Annotated in this window: 20 protein-coding genes; 7 read left to right on the plus strand and 13 right to left on the minus strand. The window is 66.2% G+C overall.

The features are described 5' to 3' along the window. A partial coding sequence (locus BMY12_RS19530; RefSeq protein ID WP_218140274.1) for an SRPBCC family protein occupies positions 1-402 on the plus strand: 402 nt, incomplete at its 5' end. Positions 403-434: 32 nt separating this feature from the next. Beyond that, entirely contained in the window at positions 435-1,193 is a 759-nt protein-coding gene (locus BMY12_RS19535; RefSeq protein ID WP_093289673.1) for a 2-oxo acid dehydrogenase subunit E2, read from the plus strand. Between the two features lie 71 nt (positions 1,194-1,264). Here the strand turns inward: BMY12_RS19535 and BMY12_RS19540 are convergent, their stop codons facing one another. The 7 genes from BMY12_RS19540 to BMY12_RS19570 form a co-directional block, all read right to left on the minus strand. Beyond that, positions 1,265-2,584 (minus strand): amidohydrolase family protein, encoded by a 1,320-nt coding sequence (locus tag BMY12_RS19540; protein WP_093289675.1) that lies wholly within the window; start codon positions 2,582-2,584, stop codon positions 1,265-1,267. A 79-nt stretch (positions 2,585-2,663) separates the two neighbouring features. Next, positions 2,664-3,380, minus strand: coding sequence for a DUF2889 domain-containing protein (locus BMY12_RS19545; RefSeq protein WP_177189091.1), 717 nt, complete (start codon positions 3,378-3,380; stop codon positions 2,664-2,666). A 16-nt stretch (positions 3,381-3,396) separates the two neighbouring features. Next, on the minus strand, positions 3,397-4,563 hold the full coding sequence (locus BMY12_RS19550) for a thiolase family protein (RefSeq protein WP_093289679.1): 1,167 nt from the start codon (positions 4,561-4,563) through the stop codon (positions 3,397-3,399). A gap of 2 nt (positions 4,564-4,565) precedes the next feature. Then, positions 4,566-4,970 carry a Zn-ribbon domain-containing OB-fold protein gene (locus tag BMY12_RS19555; protein WP_093289681.1) on the minus strand — a complete coding sequence of 135 codons (405 nt, stop codon included), beginning with the start codon at positions 4,968-4,970 and terminating at the stop codon, positions 4,566-4,568. A 4-nt stretch (positions 4,971-4,974) separates the two neighbouring features. Further along, positions 4,975-6,216 carry a cytochrome P450 gene (locus tag BMY12_RS19560; protein ID WP_093289682.1) on the minus strand — a complete coding sequence of 414 codons (1,242 nt, stop codon included), beginning with the start codon at positions 6,214-6,216 and terminating at the stop codon, positions 4,975-4,977. A 36-nt stretch (positions 6,217-6,252) separates the two neighbouring features. Continuing rightward, positions 6,253-7,065: a coniferyl-alcohol dehydrogenase gene (locus BMY12_RS19565; protein ID WP_093289684.1), complete on the minus strand. Its 813-nt coding sequence runs from the start codon at positions 7,063-7,065 to the stop codon at positions 6,253-6,255. A gap of 74 nt (positions 7,066-7,139) precedes the next feature. After that, complete coding sequence (locus BMY12_RS19570; protein WP_218140275.1) at positions 7,140-7,445, minus strand: ferredoxin; 306 nt, start codon at positions 7,443-7,445, stop codon at positions 7,140-7,142. Positions 7,446-7,867: 422 nt separating this feature from the next. Between BMY12_RS19570 and BMY12_RS19575 the strand changes: the two genes are divergently transcribed. The 4 genes from BMY12_RS19575 (at position 7,868) to BMY12_RS19590 (ending at position 12,637) form a co-directional block, all read left to right on the plus strand. Continuing rightward, positions 7,868-8,635: a hypothetical protein gene (locus BMY12_RS19575; RefSeq protein WP_093289685.1), complete on the plus strand. Its 768-nt coding sequence runs from the start codon at positions 7,868-7,870 to the stop codon at positions 8,633-8,635. 44 nt (positions 8,636-8,679) lie between these two features. Then, complete coding sequence (locus BMY12_RS19580) at positions 8,680-9,417, plus strand: SDR family oxidoreductase (RefSeq protein WP_093289687.1); 738 nt, start codon at positions 8,680-8,682, stop codon at positions 9,415-9,417. Positions 9,418-9,437: 20 nt separating this feature from the next. Beyond that, positions 9,438-11,108, plus strand: a complete 1,671-nt coding sequence (locus tag BMY12_RS19585; RefSeq protein ID WP_218140276.1) for an FAD-dependent oxidoreductase — start codon at positions 9,438-9,440, stop codon at positions 11,106-11,108. A gap of 68 nt (positions 11,109-11,176) precedes the next feature. Continuing rightward, complete coding sequence (locus BMY12_RS19590) at positions 11,177-12,637, plus strand: aldehyde dehydrogenase family protein (RefSeq protein ID WP_093289701.1); 1,461 nt, start codon at positions 11,177-11,179, stop codon at positions 12,635-12,637. Between the two features lie 58 nt (positions 12,638-12,695). Here BMY12_RS19590 and BMY12_RS19595 read toward each other — a convergent pair whose 3' ends face one another. Further along, positions 12,696-13,187 (minus strand): HugZ family pyridoxamine 5'-phosphate oxidase, encoded by a 492-nt coding sequence (locus BMY12_RS19595; protein ID WP_093289689.1) that lies wholly within the window; start codon positions 13,185-13,187, stop codon positions 12,696-12,698. A 397-nt stretch (positions 13,188-13,584) separates the two neighbouring features. Between BMY12_RS19595 and BMY12_RS19600 the strand changes: the two genes are divergently transcribed. After that, positions 13,585-14,532 (plus strand): DMT family transporter, encoded by a 948-nt coding sequence (locus tag BMY12_RS19600; RefSeq protein WP_093289691.1) that lies wholly within the window; start codon positions 13,585-13,587, stop codon positions 14,530-14,532. Here the strand turns inward: BMY12_RS19600 and BMY12_RS19605 are convergent. The 5 genes from BMY12_RS19605 to BMY12_RS19625 form a co-directional block, all read right to left on the minus strand. Further along, positions 14,529-15,545, minus strand: a complete 1,017-nt coding sequence (locus tag BMY12_RS19605) for a zinc-dependent alcohol dehydrogenase family protein (protein WP_093289692.1) — start codon at positions 15,543-15,545, stop codon at positions 14,529-14,531. The genes BMY12_RS19600 and BMY12_RS19605 overlap by 4 nt on opposite strands. An 85-nt stretch (positions 15,546-15,630) precedes the next feature. Beyond that, positions 15,631-16,437 carry an enoyl-CoA hydratase/isomerase family protein gene (locus BMY12_RS19610; RefSeq protein ID WP_093289694.1) on the minus strand — a complete coding sequence of 269 codons (807 nt, stop codon included), beginning with the start codon at positions 16,435-16,437 and terminating at the stop codon, positions 15,631-15,633. Positions 16,438-16,453: 16 nt separating this feature from the next. Then, positions 16,454-18,664, minus strand: a complete 2,211-nt coding sequence (locus BMY12_RS19615; RefSeq protein WP_093289695.1) for an acyl-CoA dehydrogenase family protein — start codon at positions 18,662-18,664, stop codon at positions 16,454-16,456. 92 nt (positions 18,665-18,756) lie between these two features. Then, on the minus strand, positions 18,757-21,255 hold the full coding sequence (locus BMY12_RS19620) for a TonB-dependent receptor (RefSeq protein WP_093289697.1): 2,499 nt from the start codon (positions 21,253-21,255) through the stop codon (positions 18,757-18,759). Positions 21,256-21,629: 374 nt separating this feature from the next. Next, a partial coding sequence (locus BMY12_RS19625) for an SRPBCC family protein (protein WP_218140274.1) occupies positions 21,630-22,031 on the minus strand: 402 nt, incomplete at its 5' end.

Raw genomic sequence — 22,031 nt, forward strand, 5'->3', positions numbered from 1 at the left:
CAGCAGCAGCGGCCGATGCCCAAGCCCATTCCCGAAGCGCTGATGATGTGGGGCGGCGAGATCTTCATCTTCCCCAACCTGCTGATCCTGCCGCAGGCCGGCAATGCCATGATCTACCGCGTGCGCCCCCACGCCGAGGATCCCAATCGCTGCACCTTCGAGATTCTCTCCACCAAGACCTATCCGGCCCAGGCACCAGTCCCGCGCGCCCTCCCGCAGAGCGTCAGCGACGTCATGGACCCCGCCCAGGTCCGCCTCATCCCCAGGCAAGACCTCGGCAACATCCCGCGCATCCAGAAAGGCCTGCACTCCAAAGGCTGCAAGCAGATCTGGCTCGCTCAGGACCAGGAAAAACTCATCCTCAACTTCCATCAGGAACTCGATCGGTTCCTGATGGCTTGAGCGCAGCCACCGCATCACGAGCTTGAAGAAACATGAGCGATAAACCCGCAGCCAGTGCCCCGCCGCCGCTGCCCTGGCCGGCCGAGGATCTGTCCGTCTACGGCCCCGTCGAAGAGCGCGCGGTGGGCCGCGTGCAGCAGTACGTCAGCCGCGCCATGCATCGCAACTGGAGCTGCATCCCGCATGTCACGCACAACGACGAGGCCGACATCAGCGGCTTCGAGCAGCGTCGCAAGGCCTGGAACCAGGCGCATCCGGAGAAGAAGCGCACCCTGCTGCCGGCGCTGATGAAGGCCTCGGTGGCGGCGCTGCAACGCTACCCGCAGTTCAACAGCTCGCTCAATGCCGATGCCAGCAAGCAGATCTTCAAGAAGTACTTCCACATCGGCTTTGCCGTGGACGTGCCCAATGGCCTGCTGGTGCCGGTGCTGAAGGATTGCGACAAGAAGAGCATCGACGAGATTGCCGAGGAAATCGTGCGCATCTCGGAGAAGGCGCGCACGAAAGGTCTGGCGCTGGCCGAGATGAGCGGTGGCTGCTTCACGCTGTCCTCGCTGGGCCATATCGGCGGCACCAGCTTCTCGCCGATCATCAACGCGCCGGAAGTGGCGATTCTGGGCATCACCCGGACCCAGGACCGCTTCCTGCCCGATGCCGAGGGCAGGCCGGTGCTGCGCCAGCTGCTGCCGCTGTCACTGAGCTATGACCACCGCGTGATCAATGGCGCCGACGCCGCACGCTTCGTGCGCACCATCGCCGAGTTCCTGGCGGCTTACGAATTCGGCAGCTGAGGTTTTATCCCGCGCACAAAAAAACCGGCTGTCCGAGGACAGCCGGTTTTTCATTGTCCGCCAGCCCTGGTTCAGGCCGCCTTGGCGTGATGCGAGAACATGCGCATCAGATCACCGGAGGTGATGATGCGCGGCTTCTCGCCCTCGGCCAGCGGCGCGGCGCCGCCGGAGGACTTGGGCGTAACATCCACGCCATCGGCCTTGGCCTGCGCACGCAGGGCGCCCACGGTCAGTGCTTCGCGCGGGTGATGCTTGAACATGTCGAAGCGGAAGAATCGCATGGCATTGCCGTGCGTGATCTTGTCGACCTGCGCGTCGCTCAAATGCTTGAGCGTGTCGAACAGGCGCTCCGGCACTTCCGGCCACAGGCTGTCGGAATGCGGATAGTCGCACTCGTAGGACACCAGGTCCTCGTTGAGCGAATCCAGGTTCTTCAGGCCGAAGGCGTCGTCGATGAAGCAGGTCATGAAGTGCCGCTTGAAGACATCGCTGGGCTTGTCCTCGCGGAAATTCATGCGCGAGTTGGTCCAGAACTGGTGGCGGCTGTGGCTGAAGTCGGCGCGCTCCAGGAAGTAGGGAATCCAGCCGATGCCGCCTTCCGACAGCGCGATCTTCAGCTTCGGATAGCGCTGCAGGGCCGACAGGTTCAGCCAGTCCGCCGCGCCGGTGGAGATCGACATCGGCATGGTGGTGATCCAGGCTTCGATCGGGGTTTCCATCGAGGCATGCGGTGCCGGGTTGCCGGCGCCGATGTGCAGGCAGATGGTGATGTCCAGATCGGTCACCGCCTTCCAGAACGGCTCCCAGTATTCATTGTGGATGCTGGGCAGGCCCTGCACGGTGGGGTTCTCGTTGATCGAGACCGTGGTGCAGCCCTTGGCGGAGATGCGCTTGAGTTCCTCGACCGTGGCCTTGATGTCCCAGGTCGGCAGAATCGCACAGGGGATGAAGCGGCCGGGATAGGCGCCGCACCACTCGTCGATATGCCAGTCGTTGTAGGCGCGCAGATGCACCAGCGACTTGGCCTTGTCCGGCGCCTTGTGGAAACGGCCGCCGTCAAAGCCGGGGAAGCTGCCGAAGTTGAGCGAGGCGGCGATGCCGTTGACGTTCATGTCGCCGATGCGGGCCTTCACGTCGAAGCAGCCGGCGCGCAGCTGTTCCAGCGCGGTGGGCTCCATGCCGTACTCGTCCAGCGGCCGGCCGACCACGGCATTGAGGCCCACGGACGGCATCTTCATGCCCTGGTATTCCCAGAAGCTGGTGCCGTTCTCCGCGACAATGAACTGCGGCGCGCTGGCCAGATCATCACCCGACAGATGTTTCTTGAACATGTCCGGCGGTTCGCTGATGTGATCATCCACGCTGATGATCACCATGTCATTCATCTTCATGAAGTCCTCCTACAAACAGGCTTGCGCAGTGGGTTTTGTGTTGACCATTGCGGATGGAAAATTCTGGTGTGTCGGCTGCTCATCCGGCGAGTGCCTCCAGCGGCTGAGTCCCGCCACGGCTGAACTCGCGCAGATCGACGATGCGCCGGGCATGCGGCTGCCGGGCAGGCTGAAAGCTGTAGCAGCTGGCCGGCATGCGCGTGGCATCCGACTGCTGGGCCAGCGGGATGGTGCGCCCGTGCGCGAGCATCGCGGCCCAGCGCAGCAGCCTTGCGTGTTCCAATCGCTCGCCTGCCAGGCCCTCGATCCAGGGGCGCAGCTGATTGGCCGCCAGTCCCGCCAGCTCCGCCGGTGCCTCGATCCGATTGCCGCGCTCCTGCCAGGCCAGCACGCTCAGCCCGTTGCGGCGCAGCTCGGCCAGACGCAGGCCGTCCTGCGGATCGCTGACCAGGATGTCGTAGACCAGGGTCTCGGCATCCTGCGCATGCGCGGCGGCGAGCAGGGCGAGATCGTGCAGATGCGTGCAATTGCTCTGGCGCTCGCCGCGTCTGGCGAACTGCGCCAGGGCCACGCCATGGAAGGTCTGGCGCAGCTGTTCCGGCGCCCCGGGACAGGTGGTCCAGGGCGCGCGGATCATCTCGGCTTCCACGCCCTGTACCAGGCTGCCGTCATGGCGCAGGCGCACGCGCATGCAGTGCATATCGTCCTCAAGCTCGGCGCGCACCCAGTTGGCGGCCGGCGTGATGCGAATGCGCCGGCGAAAGCCGGGCAGCTCGTCGATGCGGGAGGCGCTCATGCCCATCTGCGGCGCTTCAATCGCGGGCCAGCAGCAGCGCGGTGGCCAGCGGACCGCCGCCGGAGGTGGCGATGGCCAGGCGCGGATCGGCCTTCTTGATCTGCCGCGCGCCACCCTTGCCACGCAGCTGCGTGACCGCCTCGTGCGCGAAGCCGAAGCCATGCAGGCGACCGGCGCCGATCTGGCCGCCGAAGGTGTTGAGCGGCAGCTCGCCATCGAGCGCGATGCGCCGGCCACCTTCGATGAACTGTCCGCCTTCGCCGATGCCGCAGAATCCCAGGGCCTCGAACCAGGTGAGGGCGTAGAAGGCGAAACCGTCATAGAACTGCACGGTGTCCACGTCCTTGGGCCGGTAGTCGGTGCGCGTCCACAGATCGCGGCCGGTGGCGTAGCTGGCGGTCCACTCGGCCTGATCCCAGCTGTGACGCTCCACCGTGCCCGCCATCGCGGCGATGCGGATCGGCGTGCAGCGCACCTCGTTCACCGCCGTACCGGCGGAGACGATCAGCACCGTGGAGGCGTCGGTGAAACGGTCGCAGTCGTAGAGGCACAGCGGCGAGGAAATCATCCGCGCCGCGAGGTATTCGTCCATGCTCAGGGGCTCGCGCACCAGGGCACGCGGATTGAGCGCGGCATGGGCGCGGTCGGTGAGCGCGATCTGCGCCAGCTGTTCACGCTTCAGCCCGTACTTCTTGACGTGCCGCATCGCGTACTGCGCGGTCCAGTTCGCCGCCGACAGGGCATTGAAGGGCGCGGTCCACTGCGAGAAGCCGTCCACACGATCCCGGCGCGGCATCGGAAACTCGTCCGGACGCGACAGCGCCGCCGCTTCGTACACGGTGCGGAAACAGATCACATGCCGGGCCAGGCCCGCGCGCACCGCCGTGGCCGCCGCGACCACGGCGCCGAGCTGCGAGCTGATCTCGCCGCCGCCGGCATACCAGGTGGCACGGATGCCGAGTGCATCGATCAGCTCATCGGCGCCGATGGGGGAAAAACCCAGCATCTGCGCGACACGGCCCGGATAGGTGGAGACACCGTCGATCTGGCCGATGCTCAGGCCCGCCTCGTCCAGCGCTTCCTTGACCGCATCCACGGTCAGCAACAGTGGCGAGCGGGCCAGCTTGACGCCGATCTGCGACTGGCCAACCCCGGTGATATAGGCTTCGTTGCTCAGAGACATGGTCAGGCGATCTTCTCGAACAGCGGCAGCCAGACGTCTTCGTGCTGCTCGAACCGGACCCGCACGCGATCACCCACATCCACCGATTCCGCCGGGCAGCCGACGATATTGGTGGTGAGATAGACACCCGGGGCGCCATCCAGGGCCACGCGCGCAATCACGAACGGCACGTCCATCGCCGGATGCCATTTCTGGTAATTCACCGTGTAGGTGTCCACCACGCCGGTGCCGGGTACCACCTCGGGGCCTACGTTTTCCGACAGGCAGTGCCGGCAGACCGGACGCGGCGGATGCAGGAAGGTGCCGCAGTCGCGGCAGCGCATGATGCGCAGCTCGCCGACTTCACCACCGGTCCAGAACGGGCGGTTGTCGGCATCCAGGCGCGGCAGCGGACGCGGCGCGGTCATCGTCTTACGGATTCCAGAGCAGGTGCAGGGTGTCCACGCCGACCACATGGCCGCAGTGGAAGCTGGGCGGATGGGCCGGATCGAGCCTGAACAGCGGCAGGCGCTTGAGCATTTCCTCGTAGACGATCTGCAGCTCCACGCGCGCCAGATGCGAACCCAGGCAGCGATGCGGTCCGGCATTGAACGCGATATGGGTCTTGTTCTCGCGCTTCAGATCGAAGCGCTCGGCATGGCTGAAGGCCTTGGGGTCGAGATCGGCGGCCGGCAGGAACAGCATGGCACGCTCGCCACGCTTCATCTCCAGCCCTGCGAACACGGTGTCCTTGCCGATGATGCGCGGCGGCACCGTGAAGGTGTAGCGGCGCAGCAGCTCTTCGGTGGCGTCGCCGATCAGCGCCGGATTGGCGCGCAGCTCCTGCTGCAGCTCGGGATGCTGGGCCAGATGGCGGATGCCATGGCCCATGCCGTTCATCACGGTGTCCAGGCCCGCGACGAACAGCACCACGCAGTAGTTCTCCATGTCGTCCATCGTGGTCGGCTTGCCATCGATGTCGAGCTGCCAGAGCAGGCTGATGATGTCGTCCTGCGGATTGGCGCGGCGATCCTCCAGCACGTCCTTGATGGTGTCGACGATGCGCCAGAGCTTCTTGACGCTGTCCATCGGATTGGGCGTGGGATCGGACAGATGCGCGCGCACCAGCGCGCGATAGTCATCCATGCGCGCCACCGGCAGGCCCAGCATCTTCAGGAACACCTGCACCGGCAACGGTTCGGCCACCGCGCTCATGAAGTCACAGGCACCCTGCGGCCTGATGGCGTCCACCAGCTCGCCGGCGAGCGTGCGGATGCTGTCCTTCAGATCATTGATCGCCTTGGGCCCGAACACGCGATTGAGCGGACCGCGATACTTCATGTGCGCCGGCGGATCGACGCAGATCGGCAGCGGCAGCGGCACATGGCGCGGCATCATCTTCTGCATCTGCTCGACCTTGTCCAGCGGCATCAGCTCGCTGGAGAAGGTTTCCACGTCGCGCGCGGCATTGAAGATCGCCTCATGGCTGAGCAGCATCCAGTGGCCACCATTGCGCGGCGTCCAGAACACGCCCGGCGCCTTGCCGAGAAGGTCCAGCACGCGAGCATGCGGATCGGCCACGTAGGCCGGATCGGCAAACATATCGAAATCGTAGACCGCTGCTTCCGGTACATGCGCAGGCCTGGCGACGGCGGGGCTCAAGGTGGCAGTCATGGCTGGTTCTCCGGCGATTATGGTGGCGAAGACCGATCAGCCGCCCATCAGCGAGCGCGGGTCGATCTGGCCGGTGGCCAGACCGGCCATGAAACCGCCGTCGGCATAGAAGCACACGCCGTTCACATAGCTGGCGGCATCGCTGTTGAGGAACACCAGCGGGCCGGCCTGCTCCTCCGGCGTGGAGCGGCGGTTGATGGGCTGCGCGGCGGCTTCCAGCACCGAGGCCTTGGTCGCCGATTCGAAGTGCGACATCATCGGCGTCTGCGTGGGGCCGGGCATGGTGCAGTTGATGCGGATGCCCTGCTTGATCAGCTTCTGCGACAGCAGCATGGTCCAGACGATCACCAGCTCCTTGGAGAAGGCATAGCCTTCGCGCACGGTCTCGGCGTTCTCCTCGCACCACTTCATGAAGGCCTCGAAGCCCTGCACCTGCAGCGCACCCATCAGCACCGGGATGCGACGGCTCCAGCCCAGGCCACCGTTGGAAGAGATGCTGACGATGGCACCGCCGGCGGACATCAGCGGCAACACCTTTTCGGTGAGATGCCGCGTGCCGGCGAAGTTCACCTTCATCACGTCCATGGCCGGGAAGGTCTGCGGCAGGCCGGCGCAGTTGAACAGCGCATCGACCTTGCCGCCGATCCTGGCCACGGCCGCATCGATGGAAGCCGGATCGCGCAGATCGACACTGGTGAACGAGGCCAGCGGCAGCTTGCACTCCTTGTAATCCAGGCCATGCACCTCGGCGCCCTGCTGCAGCAGCAGCCTGGCGGTGGCCTCGCCCATGCCGGAGAAGCAGCCGGTGATGAGCACACGCTTGTTCTTGTAGCTGAGGAAATCCGACATTGTGTCTCCAAATATTCGCTATGAAGCGGCCCGCTCCGGCGAGCCGCGAGATCTGCGCAAACGGGATGCCGCGCTCAGGACTTCGCGACGTCTTCCTCGATCACGATGATGCGTTCCGGGCAGGCACGCGCGCCGCGACGGGCGAGCTGCTCCATGCCGGGCGGCACAGCGATCTCGGAAACCGCGATGTAGCCATCGTCGTCCAAGGGGAACAACTCTGCGGAGACGGCGGCGCAGCGTGCATTGCCCACGCACGCAGGCTTGTCGATACGGATCTTCATGCTCTCCTCCTGATGCGGACTGCGGCAAAGCCGACTGGCGCCGGAACGGCTGCCGGGCACCGGTTTTGCCGAGGTCTTGCCGCAGGCCGCGACGCTCATTTCCGGCGTCCGGTCACGTGGCAAAAAACAAGGCCAGCTTTATCGCATATCCGCGATTAACGTACAACACTGGTGATTAATATCGGAACAGGCTGCAAGCCCGGCAGGCGCGGCCGCCGCCCCTTGACGTAATAGACAACGATGATGATTATAGATCGGCGCGTGGCGGCCTCCGCAGGCCGGCGGCGCCGCTCGCAGCGACGGTGCTGGCCGGGATTCCGGCGCACGGCGGATTGCGAACATGCCAACAGCAAGCACTTCGCCGCGCAGGGGAGCCCCGGCGCAGAGCGGGACACGAGGAGATGGTCGAAAACCCCTAGCCCAGGTCCGCAGTCTGTCTTGCCTGTTGCGGCCATCGGCGCACCGCCGGCCCGCGACGCTGTCCTTTCCAGTCACCGCCCGCATCGAAACGGCCGATTCCCATGGCGCTCTACACCACGCTGCATCTGCACAATGTTCCGGCCGGTCGTGAGGCCGATTACGCGACCTGGTTCGAGGGTCCACATCGCCAGGCGCTGGCGCGTCTGCGCGGCTTTCGCGAAGCCGATCGCTACGAAGTGACGCCGCAGCAGATCATGCCGGACATCGCCCAGCCCTGGCGCTACCTGAGCGTCTACGACTTCGAGCTGAGCCATCCGCAAATCGATCTGCCGGCGCTGGGCCCGCTGCTGGCCGAGGCGCGTGACGCCGGCCTGATCGACGACAGCAAGCAGAGCGAGCGCATCTACAGCTACGAGCTGTTCTCCGACTGGAAGGCCAGCCCCAACTGGCAACGCGAGCAGCCCTTCTCCGGCATCAGCCTGATTCTGGCCAACTACACCATCGGTCGCTACGAGGAATACCAGGACTGGTATGAGAACGTGCACAGCATCGAGGTGATCAATGTGCCCGGCCATGTCGCGATGCGGCGCGGGGTGCTGGCGGCCACGCAGATCGAACCGCGCCGCTACTGCCCCGGCGATCAGCTGGTGCTCTGCGCACAGCAGACCGACGATCTGATGTTCACCCTGCGTGATTTTTCCGCGCGCGCCGGCGGGCGCAGCCCCAGCGGCATCGCCATGCAGCCGCGCTCGCAGGCCGCCTCCTTCGCGCGCACCGTGCATTACTTCAGCAAGATCAGCGGCACGCGCTTCTGGCCGGGCGGCATCGCCTATGCCGGCGATCTGTCGGTGTACGCGCCAAAAAACTAGACAACGACTGCCCGCAAGCGCCGCCAGGAACACGGAGAGAGAGCATGGCCAGGATCATCGTCATCACCGGCGCCGGCGTCGGCCTGGGTCGTGCCCTGGCGCGGCGCTTCGCCAGCGAAGGCGAGCGCGTGGTGCTGCTGGGCCGCACCGAGGCCAAGCTGCAGGCGCTGGCGCAGGAACTGGGCGAGCCGGCGCTGGCCCTTGCCTGCGATGTCGGCAATCCGGATTCGGTGCGCGCGGCCTTCGCGCAGATCGCGCAGCGCTGCGGCCGCATCGATGTGCTGATCAACAATGCGGCGATCTATGAACCGTTTCTGGTGACCGAGGCCACGGACGCGCAGATCCTGGGCGCCCTGCACACCAATCTCGCCGGCGCGATCTTCTGCGCCCGCGCCGCGATTGCCCTCATGACACGCGGTGCGCACATCATCAATGTCAGCAGCGAGTCGGTGGGCATGCGCTTTCCCTATCTGGCCATCTACCAGAGTTCGAAAGCCGGCCTGGAGAAGTTTTCCGAGGCCCTGCATCACGAGCTCGATCCGGCCGGCATCCGCGTCAGCACCGTGCGCGCCGGACAGATGATCGAGGAAGGCAAGAGCTGGGACATCGATCCGCAGCTGGCGATGCGCTTCGCGAAAGCCACGGCGGCGGCGGGCCTGAACCTGCGCGAGCGGCCGCTCTCGCACGTCAACTCGGTGACGCAGGTGTTCCGCAGCCTGATCGATCTGCCGGCGGATGTGCATATCGCGCAGATCAATGTCCACGCCCGCAGCGGCGCCTGAGCACGCCACGAGCCATGACGATGGAAGAGACATTCGATTTTGTGGTGGTGGGCAGCGGTGGCGGCTCGATGTGCGCGGCCCTGCGCCTGCGCGCCGCCGGCAAGCGCGTGCTGATTCTGGAAAAGACCGCGCTGCTGGGCGGCACCACCGCCGCCTCCGGCGGCGTGATGTGGATTCCCAACAACCGCTACATGCGCGCCGAGGGCATCGTCGACAGCAGCGAGCAGGCGCTGGCCTACCTGGACGCCGTGCTCGGCGAGGCCGCCGACATGCCCGGCGCCAGCCGCGAGCGTCGTCGCGCGTATGTCGAGCAGGCGCCGCAGATGCTGGACTTTCTCGTTGCGCAGGGCATCCGCCTGCGGCGCATTCCGTCCTGGCCGGATTACTACGATGCGGCAGGCGCCTCGGTGCCGGGGCGCGCGGTGGTCTCGGAGCTGTTCGACATCAAGCAGCTGGGCGAATGGATGGACAAGCTGCGGCCCGGCTTCTTGCCGCTGCCGGCCAATCTCGACGAGGCCATGCAGCTGCCGCTGATCAAGCGCAGCTTCGCCGCGAAAAAGACCCTGGCGCGCATTCTCGGCCGCGCGCTGGCGGATCGGCTGCGCGGCCGGCGCCGCGTCACCGCCGGACAGGCCCTGCAGGGACAGATGCTGCACGCCGCGCTCAAGGCCGGCACCGAGATCCGCGTCGGCTGCGCGGTGCGGGAGCTGCTGCTGGAAAAGGGCGGCGTCAGCGGCGTGCTCTGCGAGCAGGATGGCCAGCTCAGGCGCATCACGGCGCGCCTGGGCGTGCTGATCAATGCCGGTGGCTTCGCGCGCAATCAGCGGATGCTGGATCGTTACATCCCGGGAACGCGCGCGGACTGGTCCAGCGCCATCGAAGGCGACACCGGCGAGATGATCGAGGAAGGCCTGCGCATCGGCGCCGCCGGCGCGCAGCTCGGCGAGCGCATCGGCATGCAGATCGCGCTCACGCCGGGCTGGCAGAAGCTGGCGGTCAAGCCGGGCATGCAGAACGACATCAACAAGCCGCATGCCATCGTCGTCGATCAGTCGGCGCAGCGCTATGCCAACGAGGCCAGCCCGCATCCGGAATTCAGCCGGCAGATGCTGCTGCGCAATCGCAGCGTGCCGGCCAATCCCAGCTGGATGATTTTCGACAGTCAGTACCTGCGCACCTACATGCTGGCCGGCACCCTGCCGGGCGCCAGGAAACCGCAGCCCTGGTTCGAGCAGAACGTCCTGCGCAAGGCCGACAGCCTCGCGGCGCTGGCCGGTCAGTGCGGGCTCGATGCACAGGCGCTCGCCGCCACCGTGCAGCGCTTCAATGGTTTCGTGCGCCAGGGCCGCGATGCGGATTTCGGTCGCGGCAATGCGCCTTATGACCGCTGGGCGGGCGATCCCCTGCACCAGCCTTCCAACACGCTCGGGGCGCTGGAACAGGCGCCGTTCTATGCGCTGCAACTGGTGCCCGGCGATGTCGGCACCTACGGCGGCCTGCTCACCGATGCCAGCGCCCGCGTGCTGCGTCCCGACGGCTCGGTGATCGCCGGCCTCTACGCCACGGGCACCTCCAGCGCCTCGGTGATGGGCGCTTGCGAAGTGGGCCCCGGCGGCAGCATCGGACCTGCCTTCACCTGGGGCTACATCGCTGCGCAGGACGCCCTGCGCAGCGCGGCGGCAAACGACTGATTCGCGGCATTCAAATTCACCTCGACGGCGAAGCGCCGCGGGGACACCTGCAGGAGATTGATGCAATGATGCTTCCGGAAGCCAAGCTGTACATCGATGGCAAGCTGCGCCGCGCCGCCGGCGACAAGACTTACGACAACATCGGCCCCTGGACCGGCGAGGTGGTCGGCAAGGCGGCCGACGCCAGCGCCGAGGATATCGACGAGGCCATCGCCGCCGCGCGGCGCGCCTTCGATACCACCGACTGGTCGCATCAGCACCAGCAGCGTTTCGAGCTGGTGAAGAAGTTCTGCGGGATCATGCAGGCCAATCGCGAGAAGCTGGTGCAGATCGCGCGCCTGGAAGCGGGTTCGGCCATCGGCGCGGCGTTCCGCGCGCAGATCGACGGCGCGCTCAACGGCGCCAAGGATCTGCTCGAATGCCATGCCAAGGTCAGCTGGGAAAAAGATCTGGGCGTGAAGAACGAATACGGCTTCGACACCAAGCGCATCGTCACCCAGGAGGCAGTGGGCGTGGTGGGCGCGATCACGCCCTGGAACGTGCCGCTGTACGTGAACGTGGGCAAGGTGGTCGCCGCGCTGCTGGCCGGCTGCACCGTGGTGCTCAAGCCCGCGCCGGACACGCCGCTGATGGGCGCGATCATGGGCGAGTTCGCGCATGAGGCCGGCCTGCCGCCGGGCGTGTTCAACGTCATCACCTCGGGGCACGCCGCGATGGCCGGCGAGATGCTGACCCGCGATCCGCGCGTGGACCTGATCTCCTTCACCGGCTCCACCGCCGTGGGCAAGCTGATCATGCAGAACGGCGCGCCGAGCCTGAAGCGCGTGTTCCTGGAGCTGGGCGGCAAGTCCGCCTACCTGGTGCTGGACGACTGCCCGAATTTCCCGATGGTGGTCGCCTCCTCGATGGTGGTGTTCCATGCCGGTCAGGGCTGCGCCTATCCCACGCGCCTGCTGGTGCCGCGGAGCCGTTACCAGGAAGCGGTGAAGGTGCTGGAGATGGCCTACGCCGGCTTCGCCTCGAAGTGGGGCAAGTTCGAAGAGCCCAGCTGCATCATGGGCCCGCTGATTTCCAAGCGGCAGCTGGATCGCGTGATGGGCTACATCGAGATCGGCAAGCAGGAGGGCGCGCGTCTGCTCGCCGGCGGCAAGGTGGCCACCGACAAGGGCGCAGGCTTCTTCATGGAGCCGACCTGCTTCGTGGACGTGGACAACAAGATGCGCATCGCCCAGGAGGAAATCTTCGGGCCGGTGCTGGTGGTGATTCCCTACGAGGACGACGAGGACGCGATCCGCATCGCCAACGACAGCATCTACGGTCTGGGCGGCGCGGTCTGGGGCAGCACGCCGCGCGCGCTGGCGGTGGCCAAGCGCATCAAGGCCGGCGCGCTGAGCGTCAACGGCGGCATGAGCATCACCGGCGATCTGCCTTTCGGCGGCTACAAGCAGAGCGGCATGGGTCGCGAATGGGGCGTGGAAGGCATCGAGGAGTTCCTCGAAACCAAGGCCATCGGCATCCGCGTTTCGTAACGCCGCTCCCAAGGCCGCAGACAGGCGGCGCGATCCGGCCCGGATCGCGCCGCCTTTTTCATTGCTCGTCCACCGCCTCGCCCTTCATCAGCTGCGCATACGCTGCGGCCGACACGGTTCTGGCGCGCGCAAAGCCGCCGACGAAGCGCAGCGAACGCGGCTCGATCACGAACAGGGAAAAGTCGGCGAAGCCGAACATCGGCTCGCTGTCGGCGAAGCGCGCCAGATACCGCGCCCGCGCCTGCGCGTAGTCCGGGGTGTCGCGGTCCAGCTGCCGCGCCCGGCCGCTGATGCTGACCCGCGACAGCGCTTGCGGCATCTCGGCGCTGCCCGGCGGCGCCATCACCAGCAGCGCCACTGCGGGATTGGCCAGCATGTCGGCGGTATGCGTGGCCAGGCTGCTGACGTGCACGATGAAGCCCTGTCCTGCCGGCAGCAGCGCATACGGCACCATCGAGATCGCCGGCTCCTGAGCATGCAGGCTGGCCAGGGCGGCGTGCTGCTGGTTCTGAATCAGTTCACGCAGTGCGGCGGCGAGTTCGGCATCCATGGGCTGTGCGGCGGCTCAGACGAAAAACCAGCTTAGGGCCGGTTAACGCTATGGACAATTGCTGCGTTGCTGCCGGAAATGGCGCCCGGCAAGGCGCGGGACGCAGGCCTTGGCCCAAAAGCGATGGACGGGGCCAAGGCCAAGTCCCGCAAGGCCGCTGGGCGCCATTTCCGGCACAACCCGGATGGCACGGGGCCCCACGTGGACTACCGGGGCCGCAGGGCGGCGTTGGCAGCCGCCGGCCTGGAATCACCAAGCGGCGCGTCTGCCGCCTTGCCCTGCGGCAAAACGGCCTCCGTCGCAGCCATTGCCATAGCGTTAACAGGCGCTAACGCGCTGGCGGAAATTTTCACGGATCGCGGACAATGCTGTGCTTCGTGTGCAGGGATAAGAACGCATGTGGTCGGGCTTGGGATACGCACTGCTGGCCGGCGCGATGTGGGGACTGGTGTTCGTGGTGCCGCTGCTGGTGCCGGAGTATCCGGCGGCGTTGCTGTCCGCCGGACGCTATCTGGCTTTCGGCCTGATCGCGCTGCCCCTGGGCTTCTGGGACCGCCGGGCGCTGGCGCAGCTGCGCCGCGCGGACTGGCTGATGGCCATCGAGCTGGCGCTCATCGGCAATCTGTTCTACTACCTGTGTCTGGCCGGCGCCATCCAGCGCGCCGGCGCGCCGGTGCCCACCATGATCATCGGCGCATTGCCGGTGCTGATTGCCATCGTCGCCAATCTGCGCAGCGGTGATCAGCCGCGCCTGCCCTGGGCGCGCATGGCGCCCTCGCTGCTGGCGATTGCGCTGGGCGTGCTCTGCGTGCACCACGCGGAGACGCAGACCCCGGGCACGACATCCGGCATGAGCCTGCGCTATCTCGGCGGCCTGGCACTGGCCGGCATCGCCCTGCTGTGCTGGACCTGGTATCCGCTGCGCAATGCCGACTGGTTGCGCAGCCATCCGCAAGTGCGCGCGCGCAGCTGGGCCACCGCCCAGGGGCTGGCGACGCTGCCGCTGGCGCTGCTGGCTTATGCGCTGCTGTGGCTGTGGTTCATGCACAGCGGCCAGGGCTTCGCGATGCCGCTGGGGCCCAGGCCGCTGCTGTTCGTCGCGCTGGCGCTGGCCATGGGCCTGCTCGCTTCCTGGGTCGGCACGCTGTGCTGGAACGCCGCCAGCCAGCGCCTGCCGCCGGCGATCGCCGGACAGCTGATCGTGTTCGAGACCCTGGCCGCGCTGAGCTATGCCTATCTGCTGCGGCGGGAGTGGCCTTCCTCGCTGAGCCTGCTGGGCGTCGCGCTGCTGCTGCTCGGGGTGTTCTGGACGCTGCGCAGCAAGCCGCCGGCCGCGAGCGGCTAGCTGCCGCAGGATTCGATCACCACCTTGCCGAAAGCCTCGCCGCTCTCTAGGCGCTGATAAGCAGCCAGCGGCGCCTGGAAGCTGTGGCGGCTGTCGATGATCGGCCGCAGCTGCACGGACTCGATGAACCGCAGCATCGCCTCGGTATCCTGCCGGCTGCCCACCTGCACCGCGCGCACCGTGAGATTGCGGAACAGAATGCTGGCCAGGGTGCCGCCGGCGTCGTGAACGCCGCTGATCAGGCCCACCAGCGCGATGCGGGCATTGAAGGCCGCCGCCTGCAGGGACTGCGGATAACTGCCGCCGCCACCGGTCTCGACGATCACATCGGCACCGCCGCAGTGCTGCTGCAGCTGCGCGGGCCAGTCGTTCCGGCGGTGATCGAACACCTTCTCGGCGCCCAGCGCGCGCAGGCGTTCGGCGCGCTGCGCGCTGGAACTGCTCATGATCACCCGCGCGCCCGCCGCGCGCGCCAGCTGCAGGGTGAACAGGGCCACCGCGCCGCTTCCCAGCACCAGCACGGTCTCGCCGGCCTGCAGCTGGCTCTTGGCAAACAGCGCCAACCAGGCGGTGACTGCGGCGCAGGGCAGAGTGGCGGCCTCGGCCGCGCTCAGATACGCCGGATAGCGCAGCACGCCCTGCGCGGGCAGCACCGCGTATTCACAGAGCAGGCCATCGACATCGCTGCCCCGGGTGGCGCCGCCGTATTCCGGGCGCAGCGGTCCGGTCTGCCAACGCGGATTGAAGATCGCCAGCACGCGCTCGCCGGGCGCAAACGTGGTCACGCCCGGACCCAGGGCCGCGATCTCGCCGGCGCCATCGCACAAGGGCACGATGCTGGCGGCGGGTGGACGCGGCAGCAGCCCGCGCACGGCCATCAGATCGCGCCGGTTGAGCGAGTTGGCGTGCACACGCAGCAGCACCTCGCCGGGCCCGGCTTGCGGCATCGGCCGTTGCCGCAGCTGCAGACCTTCGTCCGAAGAAAAATGTTGCCAGGCCCAGGCTTGCATCATCGCGGCGTCTCCGTCGCCATCACCACAAAAGACAAGGGCGCCCACGCGGGGGCGCCCTGGCTGGCGGCCGATCGCTGCAGGGGCATCAGCCGCCCTTGTTCTTGCCGCCGATGGCTTCGATATAGCGCTTGATGCCTTCCAGATAGTCCGGATTGAGCATCAGCGCGCTGTTGGCCAGGCGCTCGACATTGCGCGCCTGCGCCAGGCCCACGTCATGCGCCAGTTCGATGGCGAGCTTGGCGGTGCCCATCTGTTCAGCGTTCTGCTCGGCGAGATGGCGGCAGAACTTCATCACGTCCTGCTCGAAGCTCTCGTCGGGGAAGACCTCGTGCACCAGGCCGATCATCAGCGCCCGCTCGGCGTTCACCGGCAGATTGGCCATGATCAGATAGCGCGTCCAGTGCGTGCCGATGATGCGCGACAGCCGGCTCACGCCATTGGAGGCGGGAATCACGCCCATCTTGCCTTCGGGGAAAGCGTAGCTGGCGCTTTTCGCGGCGAGCCGGAAATCGCAGGACAGCGACAGCTCCAGACCGCCGCCGACGCAGGCCGCCTGATGCGCGACGACGATGGGCTTCTCGATGGCTTCCATCTCATCGTAGATGCGATGCATGCCGTGCAGCCTCAGGCGATGCTTCTCGCGGATCTGCGAGCCGGTGCGCGAGGGCGTGTTGTCGCCGCCGCGCAGATCGGCGCCCGAGCAGAAATAGCGGCCGGTGGCGCGCACCAGCAGCACCTTCAGCTCCGGCGTGTCGCGGAAGCGGTGCAGCGCCTGCTCGAACAGGCTCATGGTCTGCGCGGTGAGTGCATTGAGCTTGTCCGGGCGATTGAGGGTGGCGATGAGAATCGCGCCCTCCTCGTGAACCAGCAGGTGCGGTGCTTCTTGCGTCATGGACGAGGTCCCGTGTTCAGGCGCGCGTGCGCGGCAGGTTCAGGGCACGCTCGGCAATCTGGCTGCGGTGCACCTCGCTGGTCCCGCCGTAGATGGTGCTGCCCTGCGCATGACGGTAGCACTGATTCAGGAAGCCCGCCGCGCCGACCCGCTTGGACAGCGAATGCGGCGCGGTGAGATCCAGCAGATCGGCCGAATCCTTGAGGAATTTTTCCGAGGAGAACAGCTTGGTCATGGGGCCGTAGCCCATGTTGGGCTTCTTCTGCGCCCCCCACCACAGCGCGCGGTGCCCCAGCACTTCCGACAGGAAGTAATGCGCGGTGGCACGCGCCAGACGCGCCTGCGCGAAGCTCTGCGCGATCAGCGGCTGGCCACGCCAGGACACTTCGCGGCAAAGCTTTTCCGCGGCCAGCACCATGGCCTTCTGCGCGCGGGCAAAGCCGCCGCCGTGCTCCAGTTCCAGCGCCGAGGCCATCACCTTCACGCCGCCGTCGACTTCGCCGAGACGATAGGCATCGGGAATCTTCACGCCGTCGTAATAGGTGATGTTGGTGCGCTCGTCCTGGAAGGTGTAGACCGGCTGGATGGTCACGCCCGGGGTCTTGAGCGGGACGATGAACATGGTCAGGCCCTTGTGCTTGGGCACATCGGGATTGGTGCGCGTGAGCATCAGCACGTACTCGGCGATGTTGGCGCCGCTGGTGAACATCTTCGAGCCGTCGATGCGCCAGCTGCCGTCGGCCTCGCGCGTGGCCCGGGTCTGCGCGGCGAACACGTCGGAGCCGCAGGAGGGTTCGGAATAACCCAGGCTGCAGATCGCCTCGCCGGCAATCACCTTGGACAGCACCTCGCGCTTGAGCTGTTCGCTGCCGAAGCGCTGCATCATCACGCCCACCATCGACGTGGTGCTGACCGCGTGGCTGCTCCAGTTCTGTTCTTCGTAGACGTGCGCCACCGCGCTCATCGCATACGGCGGCGCCTTGCGGCCGCCGTACTGCACTTCCCAGTTCGGGAACAGCAGCCTGGCCTCGGCCAGCTTCTTGTGCACGCCGGCATCGAAGCCGTCGAAGGAGTAATGCGCCTTGGCGCGCAGCTCCGGCGTCAGGGTCTTGTTGAAGAACTCGTGCAGCTCGTGGGCCAGGGCCTGCGCTTCCTCGCCCAGATCGAAGTCGATGGACACCGCGCCGGCTTCCGGCAGCTCCGCCTGCTCGCCCGCGAACAGACGCCGCCCGGCTTCCTCCAGCAGATGCGCCGGATCGCCGTAGACCAGCGGCCAGGCCTTGGCGCGCAGATTGTAGAGATGGATGTCGTATTCGGTGGTGAGGCCGTAGCCGCCGAAGGTGTGCAGGGCCTGCGCCACCGCACGCGTCGCGGTGTCGGTGTTCCACCAGATCGACAGCGAAACCTCGGCACCGGCCTCGGCCTTGGCGTCGGCGATGTCGCGGATGGTCTTGAGCGCGAGCAGCTTGCCGCCATCGACATCCGTGATCAGATCGGCCAGCGGATGCGAGATGCCCTGATAGCTGCCGATCAGCTGGCCGAAGGCCGAGCGCTCGCAGGCATAGGCCGCCGCCAGGCGCAGCGCCTCGCGCGACAGCCCGGACAGCGCCACCGCCAGCAGCAGCTTCCATTCCTCCAGGCCCTGCGCGAATGCGCGGCTGGCTTCGCCGCCGCTGGCCAGCACGCGGCGCGGCGCACGGCTGAGATCCAGCTCGGCGATCGCGGTCTGCGCGAGATTCTCCTCGGCCTTGCGCAGCTCGGCCGGCAGCGACAGCAGCAGCAGCTGATCCTGGGCGCGCGCCAGCACCGCATCGGCCACCGCGCCGCCCGCCACCCATTGCAGCGGCTGTTGTTCAATATCGTGAAGCGCGATGCTGACCACCGCATCGCCGCTCAGCAATTTATCCAGCAGCGCGCGCGCCTCCGGCTGCGCCACAGCCGCCAGCAGACGCGCCGCCACCAGGGTTTCCGCCACCGGCCCCGAGGCCAGGGTGCGACCGACTTCCTCCATCAGCACGGCGGCGTCGAGCAGGCCCAAACCCAGGCCACCAGCGGCTTCCGGCACGCGCAGGGAAAATGCGCCCAGCTCGGCCAGACCCTTCCACATCGCGGCATCGAAGCCCGTGGACCAGGCGGCGCGCACGCGCGCCATGCTGCTTTCTTCATCCAGAAAACGCGCGAAGGACTCGCGCATCATCTGCTGTTCTTCGGACAAATCGAAATTCATGGTGCGGCGGCCCCCGGGCGTTTCATTGATACTACATCTCTCACAAGTCTGTTTTGGAATTGTCGCCGCACCATGAGTTCCCGGACAGCTTTTTAGCCGCCGAAGTTGTAGCGCAGACGACCACCGAACATGCGCGGCTCACCCAGCTGACGCGATTCGAATCCGCCGTTGTTGTACAGGCCGGAGATATACGTCGCGTATTCCTTGTCCAGAACATTGGTCGCAAACAGCGCCAGATCCACGGGCGAACCACCCACCGCGCCCCAGTTCAGATTGAGGTTGAGCAGCTCAAACGAAGGCAGGGTGCCCAGCGGCGAGGCGCTGCTGGACAGCTGCTTGTCGGTGTAGATGTAGCTTGCCGCGGCTTCCAGACGGCCCAGACGATCCGCCAGCGGGAAGCGGTAAGCCGCCGTCAGCGACATCTTGTTCTTCGGCGAGAAGGTCAGCGGACCACCCTTGGCGGCCTGAACCTGTGCCAGATCGTACGGGGCCACAGCGCTCACCGGGTCCAGCGACTTCAGCTCGGTGTCCAGATAGGTGTACGAGACACTGAGCGTGACGCCCTTGAGCGGCATGATCATGGTCTCGACTTCCACGCCCTGGATGCGCGACTTGCCGGCATTGACGATGCCGGTGCTGGGCACGGCGCCGCCGGTGGTGGAGGTGAAGTTGACCTGCAGCTGCTGGTCGCGGAAGTCGTTGTAGAAGGCCGCGATGTTGAAGCTGCCCGGGAACGGCACCTTGAAGCTCAGCTTGGAGCCGACTTCATAGGTATCGACCTTTTCCGGATCGAAGCTGTCGTAGCCATCGGCGCCGAAGATGTTGACGCTGCCCTGGCGATAGCCGCGCGCGTACTTGGCATACAGCAGCACGTCCTGGTTCGGCTTGTAGTTGAGATCGATCAGCCAGGTGGGCGCCTTGCTGTCCTTCTTCAGCGACTTGGCGCAGCCATTGGCCAGCGAGCTGCTGGGATTGACGCAGCTTTCGGTCGGGCTGCTGGGATTCGGATAGAAGGTGTACGACCACATCTGCGAATCGCCTTCCGTGTGGTCGCGCGTGTAACGCAGGCCGCCGGTGAGCTTGAACTGCTCGGTCAGCGCGTACGTGCCCTGTGCGTAGACCGCCTCGTTGCGGTATTCGATGTTGCCAAGCTGCTTCTGCACCAGGCCCGCCGGACGACCGAAAATCATGCCCAGCGGATCGATGCACTGCAGATTGGCCGCATCGCTGCAGTTCAGACGATAGATCGACTGCGAACCGGAAATGCCTTCCGGCTTGCTGCGCTCGAAGTACAGGCCGGCCTGCCAGACCAGCTTCTGATCTTCGCTGCGGCCTTGGAACTGCAGTTCTTCGCTGAGCGTGGACTGGTCGGTGGTCGGCACGCCCGTGGCCTGATCGGAATTGACGAAGGTGATCGGCGTGCCGGCGAGCGGGCCAGTGGGAATGTTCACCGCCACACCCGGCGCCACGGGCACATTCTGCAGGACGCTCGGCATGAAGAAGTTGGTGCCGAAGACGCCCGTGCGGTAAATGGTCTTGAGCTGCGCGTAGCTGGCGATGTTCTTGACCGTGAGATTGTCGTTCACGTTCCAGGTGGTGGTGTTGATCGCCTGCCACTGACGGATATAGCTGCGCGGATCGCTTTCCGGATTCTGCACGCTGTGGAAGTCCGAGCCCTGACGCGCCAGCTGTTCACAGCTCATCTGCCCGAACACCGGAATCGCCGTATTGCAGGCGAACACCTGCGGCAGGCCGCCGCTGTTGTCGGAGCGGCTGTAGGAGGCGATGGTGTAGTTCTCCAGGTTCGCCGCCAGGTCGAGCACCAGGCTGGCGCGCGCCGCCAGATACGCGACATCGCCGAGACGCTCGGGGCCGGTGCCGGAGGTGTTCTTCAGCACGCCATCGCGGTTCTGGTAGTCGGCACCCAGACGCAGACGCACGGCGTCGGTGAAGGGCAGGTTCGCCACCGCCTGCGTGCGCACCAGATCGTAATTGCCGAAGCTCTGCTCGGCATAGCCTTCATAGGCCTTGCCCGGCTTCTGCGGCACCAGCAGCACCGCGCCGCCCGTGGTATTGCGGCCGAACAGCGTGCCCTGCGGCCCCTTGAGCACCTGCACGTTCTGCAGATCGAAGAAGGCACCGGGGCCGGCACCCTCACCCGCGGTCACCGAACCGCCGCCGCGCGGCGCCACCACATCGGCGAAGTAAGTCGCCACCGACGATGAAGTGCGCAGCTCCTGCGTGAAGCCGCGAATGGCAAACGAGGTGTTGTCCGAACCGAAGCGCTGATTGGCGGACAGCGAAGGCGTATAGGTGGCCAGGTCGCTGGCATTCACCACATTGCGGTCCGCGAGCTGCTGCTGATTGAACACCGTGATCGAGATCGGCACATCCTGCAGGCGCTCTTCGAAACGACGGGCCGTGACGATCACCTCGGCCATGTCTGCGCTCTCGCCGCCGGATGAAGCCGCTTCCGAGGTGGCCGCAGGCGCCTCGGCGCTTGTGGCTTCCTGCGCGTTCGCCGGCAGGGACAGCCCCATGCCGAGCGCCGCGCCGGCGCCCCAGATCGACTTCACGAATTGATTGCTCATGCACCTCTCCTCTGTGGTTGCTTATAAGACGCCATCCAGGCTGCGGTTAAGAAGCTTGGATTCGGGGGAGCGCTGCCGTGCGAGCAGCGTTACGCAGGACGTCTCTTGCTGGATTCCCGGCTGGGCGCGACGGACTCGAAATCAAAGCCCGAGGCCATGACACCGCATCCAGGTCAGCATGAGAATTTCCTCAAGCCAACAGTAGTGGCAGCACTCATTTTTTAAGGCGCGGCGCGGTGCCAGTTCGCTCGCGATATGCATGGAAAGCTACTCTGCGCCGCTACGCGTGGTCAACGACGGTGTTGACCACGCCGGAAGTCACTTCGCAACTGCGGCGTAATGCCCGAGCCCCGGCGTTCTCCGGCGCGCCGGAATCACGCCATCAGGAACCGATCGAGTTCCTGATGGAAGTTGAGGATGAGTTTTTCCTGGTCCTGAGCGAGCCAGATCTGCTTGCAGCCTTTGGAGTGCAGGCCTTTCTGGATGCGCGGGATGTTGCCGAGGTCTTGCCTGGGGATGAGGCGGACCTGGGCGGGGTCCATGACGTCGCTGACGCTCTGCGGGAGGGCGCGCGGGACTGGCGCCTGGGCCGGATAGGTCTTGGTGGAGAGAATCTCGAAGGTGCAGCGATTGGGATCCTCGGCGTGGGGGCGCACGCGGTAGATCATGGCATTGCCGGCCTGCGGCAGGATCAGCAGGTTGGGGAAGATGAAGATCTCGCCGCCCCACATCATCAGCGCTTCGGGAATGGGCTTGGGCATCGGCCGCTGCTGCTG

Source organism: Solimonas aquatica, assembly GCF_900111015.1.
GTDB classification, from domain to species: Bacteria; Pseudomonadota; Gammaproteobacteria; order Nevskiales; family Nevskiaceae; genus Solimonas; species Solimonas aquatica.

What these genes read in the sequence shown, in the direction of transcription:
- BMY12_RS19600 (WP_093289691.1), top strand. Translation starts at nt 13,585, where the DNA reads ATGTGGTCGGGCTTGGGATACGCACTGCTGGCCGGCGCGATGTGGGGA.
- BMY12_RS19585 (WP_218140276.1), top strand. Translation starts at nt 9,438, where the DNA reads ATGGAAGAGACATTCGATTTTGTGGTGGTGGGCAGCGGTGGCGGCTCG.
- BMY12_RS19620 (WP_093289697.1), bottom strand. Translation starts at nt 21,255, where the DNA reads ATGAGCAATCAATTCGTGAAGTCGATCTGGGGCGCCGGCGCGGCGCTC.
- BMY12_RS19565 (WP_093289684.1), bottom strand. Translation starts at nt 7,065, where the DNA reads ATGTCGGATTTCCTCAGCTACAAGAACAAGCGTGTGCTCATCACCGGC.
- BMY12_RS19570 (WP_218140275.1), bottom strand. Translation starts at nt 7,445, where the DNA reads ATGAGCGTCGCGGCCTGCGGCAAGACCTCGGCAAAACCGGTGCCCGGC.
- BMY12_RS19545 (WP_177189091.1), bottom strand. Translation starts at nt 3,380, where the DNA reads ATGAGCGCCTCCCGCATCGACGAGCTGCCCGGCTTTCGCCGGCGCATT.
- BMY12_RS19590 (WP_093289701.1), top strand. Translation starts at nt 11,177, where the DNA reads ATGCTTCCGGAAGCCAAGCTGTACATCGATGGCAAGCTGCGCCGCGCC.
- BMY12_RS19595 (WP_093289689.1), bottom strand. Translation starts at nt 13,187, where the DNA reads ATGGATGCCGAACTCGCCGCCGCACTGCGTGAACTGATTCAGAACCAG.
- BMY12_RS19560 (WP_093289682.1), bottom strand. Translation starts at nt 6,216, where the DNA reads ATGACTGCCACCTTGAGCCCCGCCGTCGCCAGGCCTGCGCATGTACCG.
- BMY12_RS19535 (WP_093289673.1), top strand. Translation starts at nt 435, where the DNA reads ATGAGCGATAAACCCGCAGCCAGTGCCCCGCCGCCGCTGCCCTGGCCG.
- BMY12_RS19540 (WP_093289675.1), bottom strand. Translation starts at nt 2,584, where the DNA reads ATGAAGATGAATGACATGGTGATCATCAGCGTGGATGATCACATCAGC.
- BMY12_RS19615 (WP_093289695.1), bottom strand. Translation starts at nt 18,664, where the DNA reads ATGAATTTCGATTTGTCCGAAGAACAGCAGATGATGCGCGAGTCCTTC.
- BMY12_RS19555 (WP_093289681.1), bottom strand. Translation starts at nt 4,970, where the DNA reads ATGACCGCGCCGCGTCCGCTGCCGCGCCTGGATGCCGACAACCGCCCG.
- BMY12_RS19575 (WP_093289685.1), top strand. Translation starts at nt 7,868, where the DNA reads ATGGCGCTCTACACCACGCTGCATCTGCACAATGTTCCGGCCGGTCGT.
- BMY12_RS19605 (WP_093289692.1), bottom strand. Translation starts at nt 15,545, where the DNA reads ATGATGCAAGCCTGGGCCTGGCAACATTTTTCTTCGGACGAAGGTCTG.
- BMY12_RS19550 (WP_093289679.1), bottom strand. Translation starts at nt 4,563, where the DNA reads ATGTCTCTGAGCAACGAAGCCTATATCACCGGGGTTGGCCAGTCGCAG.
- BMY12_RS19610 (WP_093289694.1), bottom strand. Translation starts at nt 16,437, where the DNA reads ATGACGCAAGAAGCACCGCACCTGCTGGTTCACGAGGAGGGCGCGATT.
- BMY12_RS19580 (WP_093289687.1), top strand. Translation starts at nt 8,680, where the DNA reads ATGGCCAGGATCATCGTCATCACCGGCGCCGGCGTCGGCCTGGGTCGT.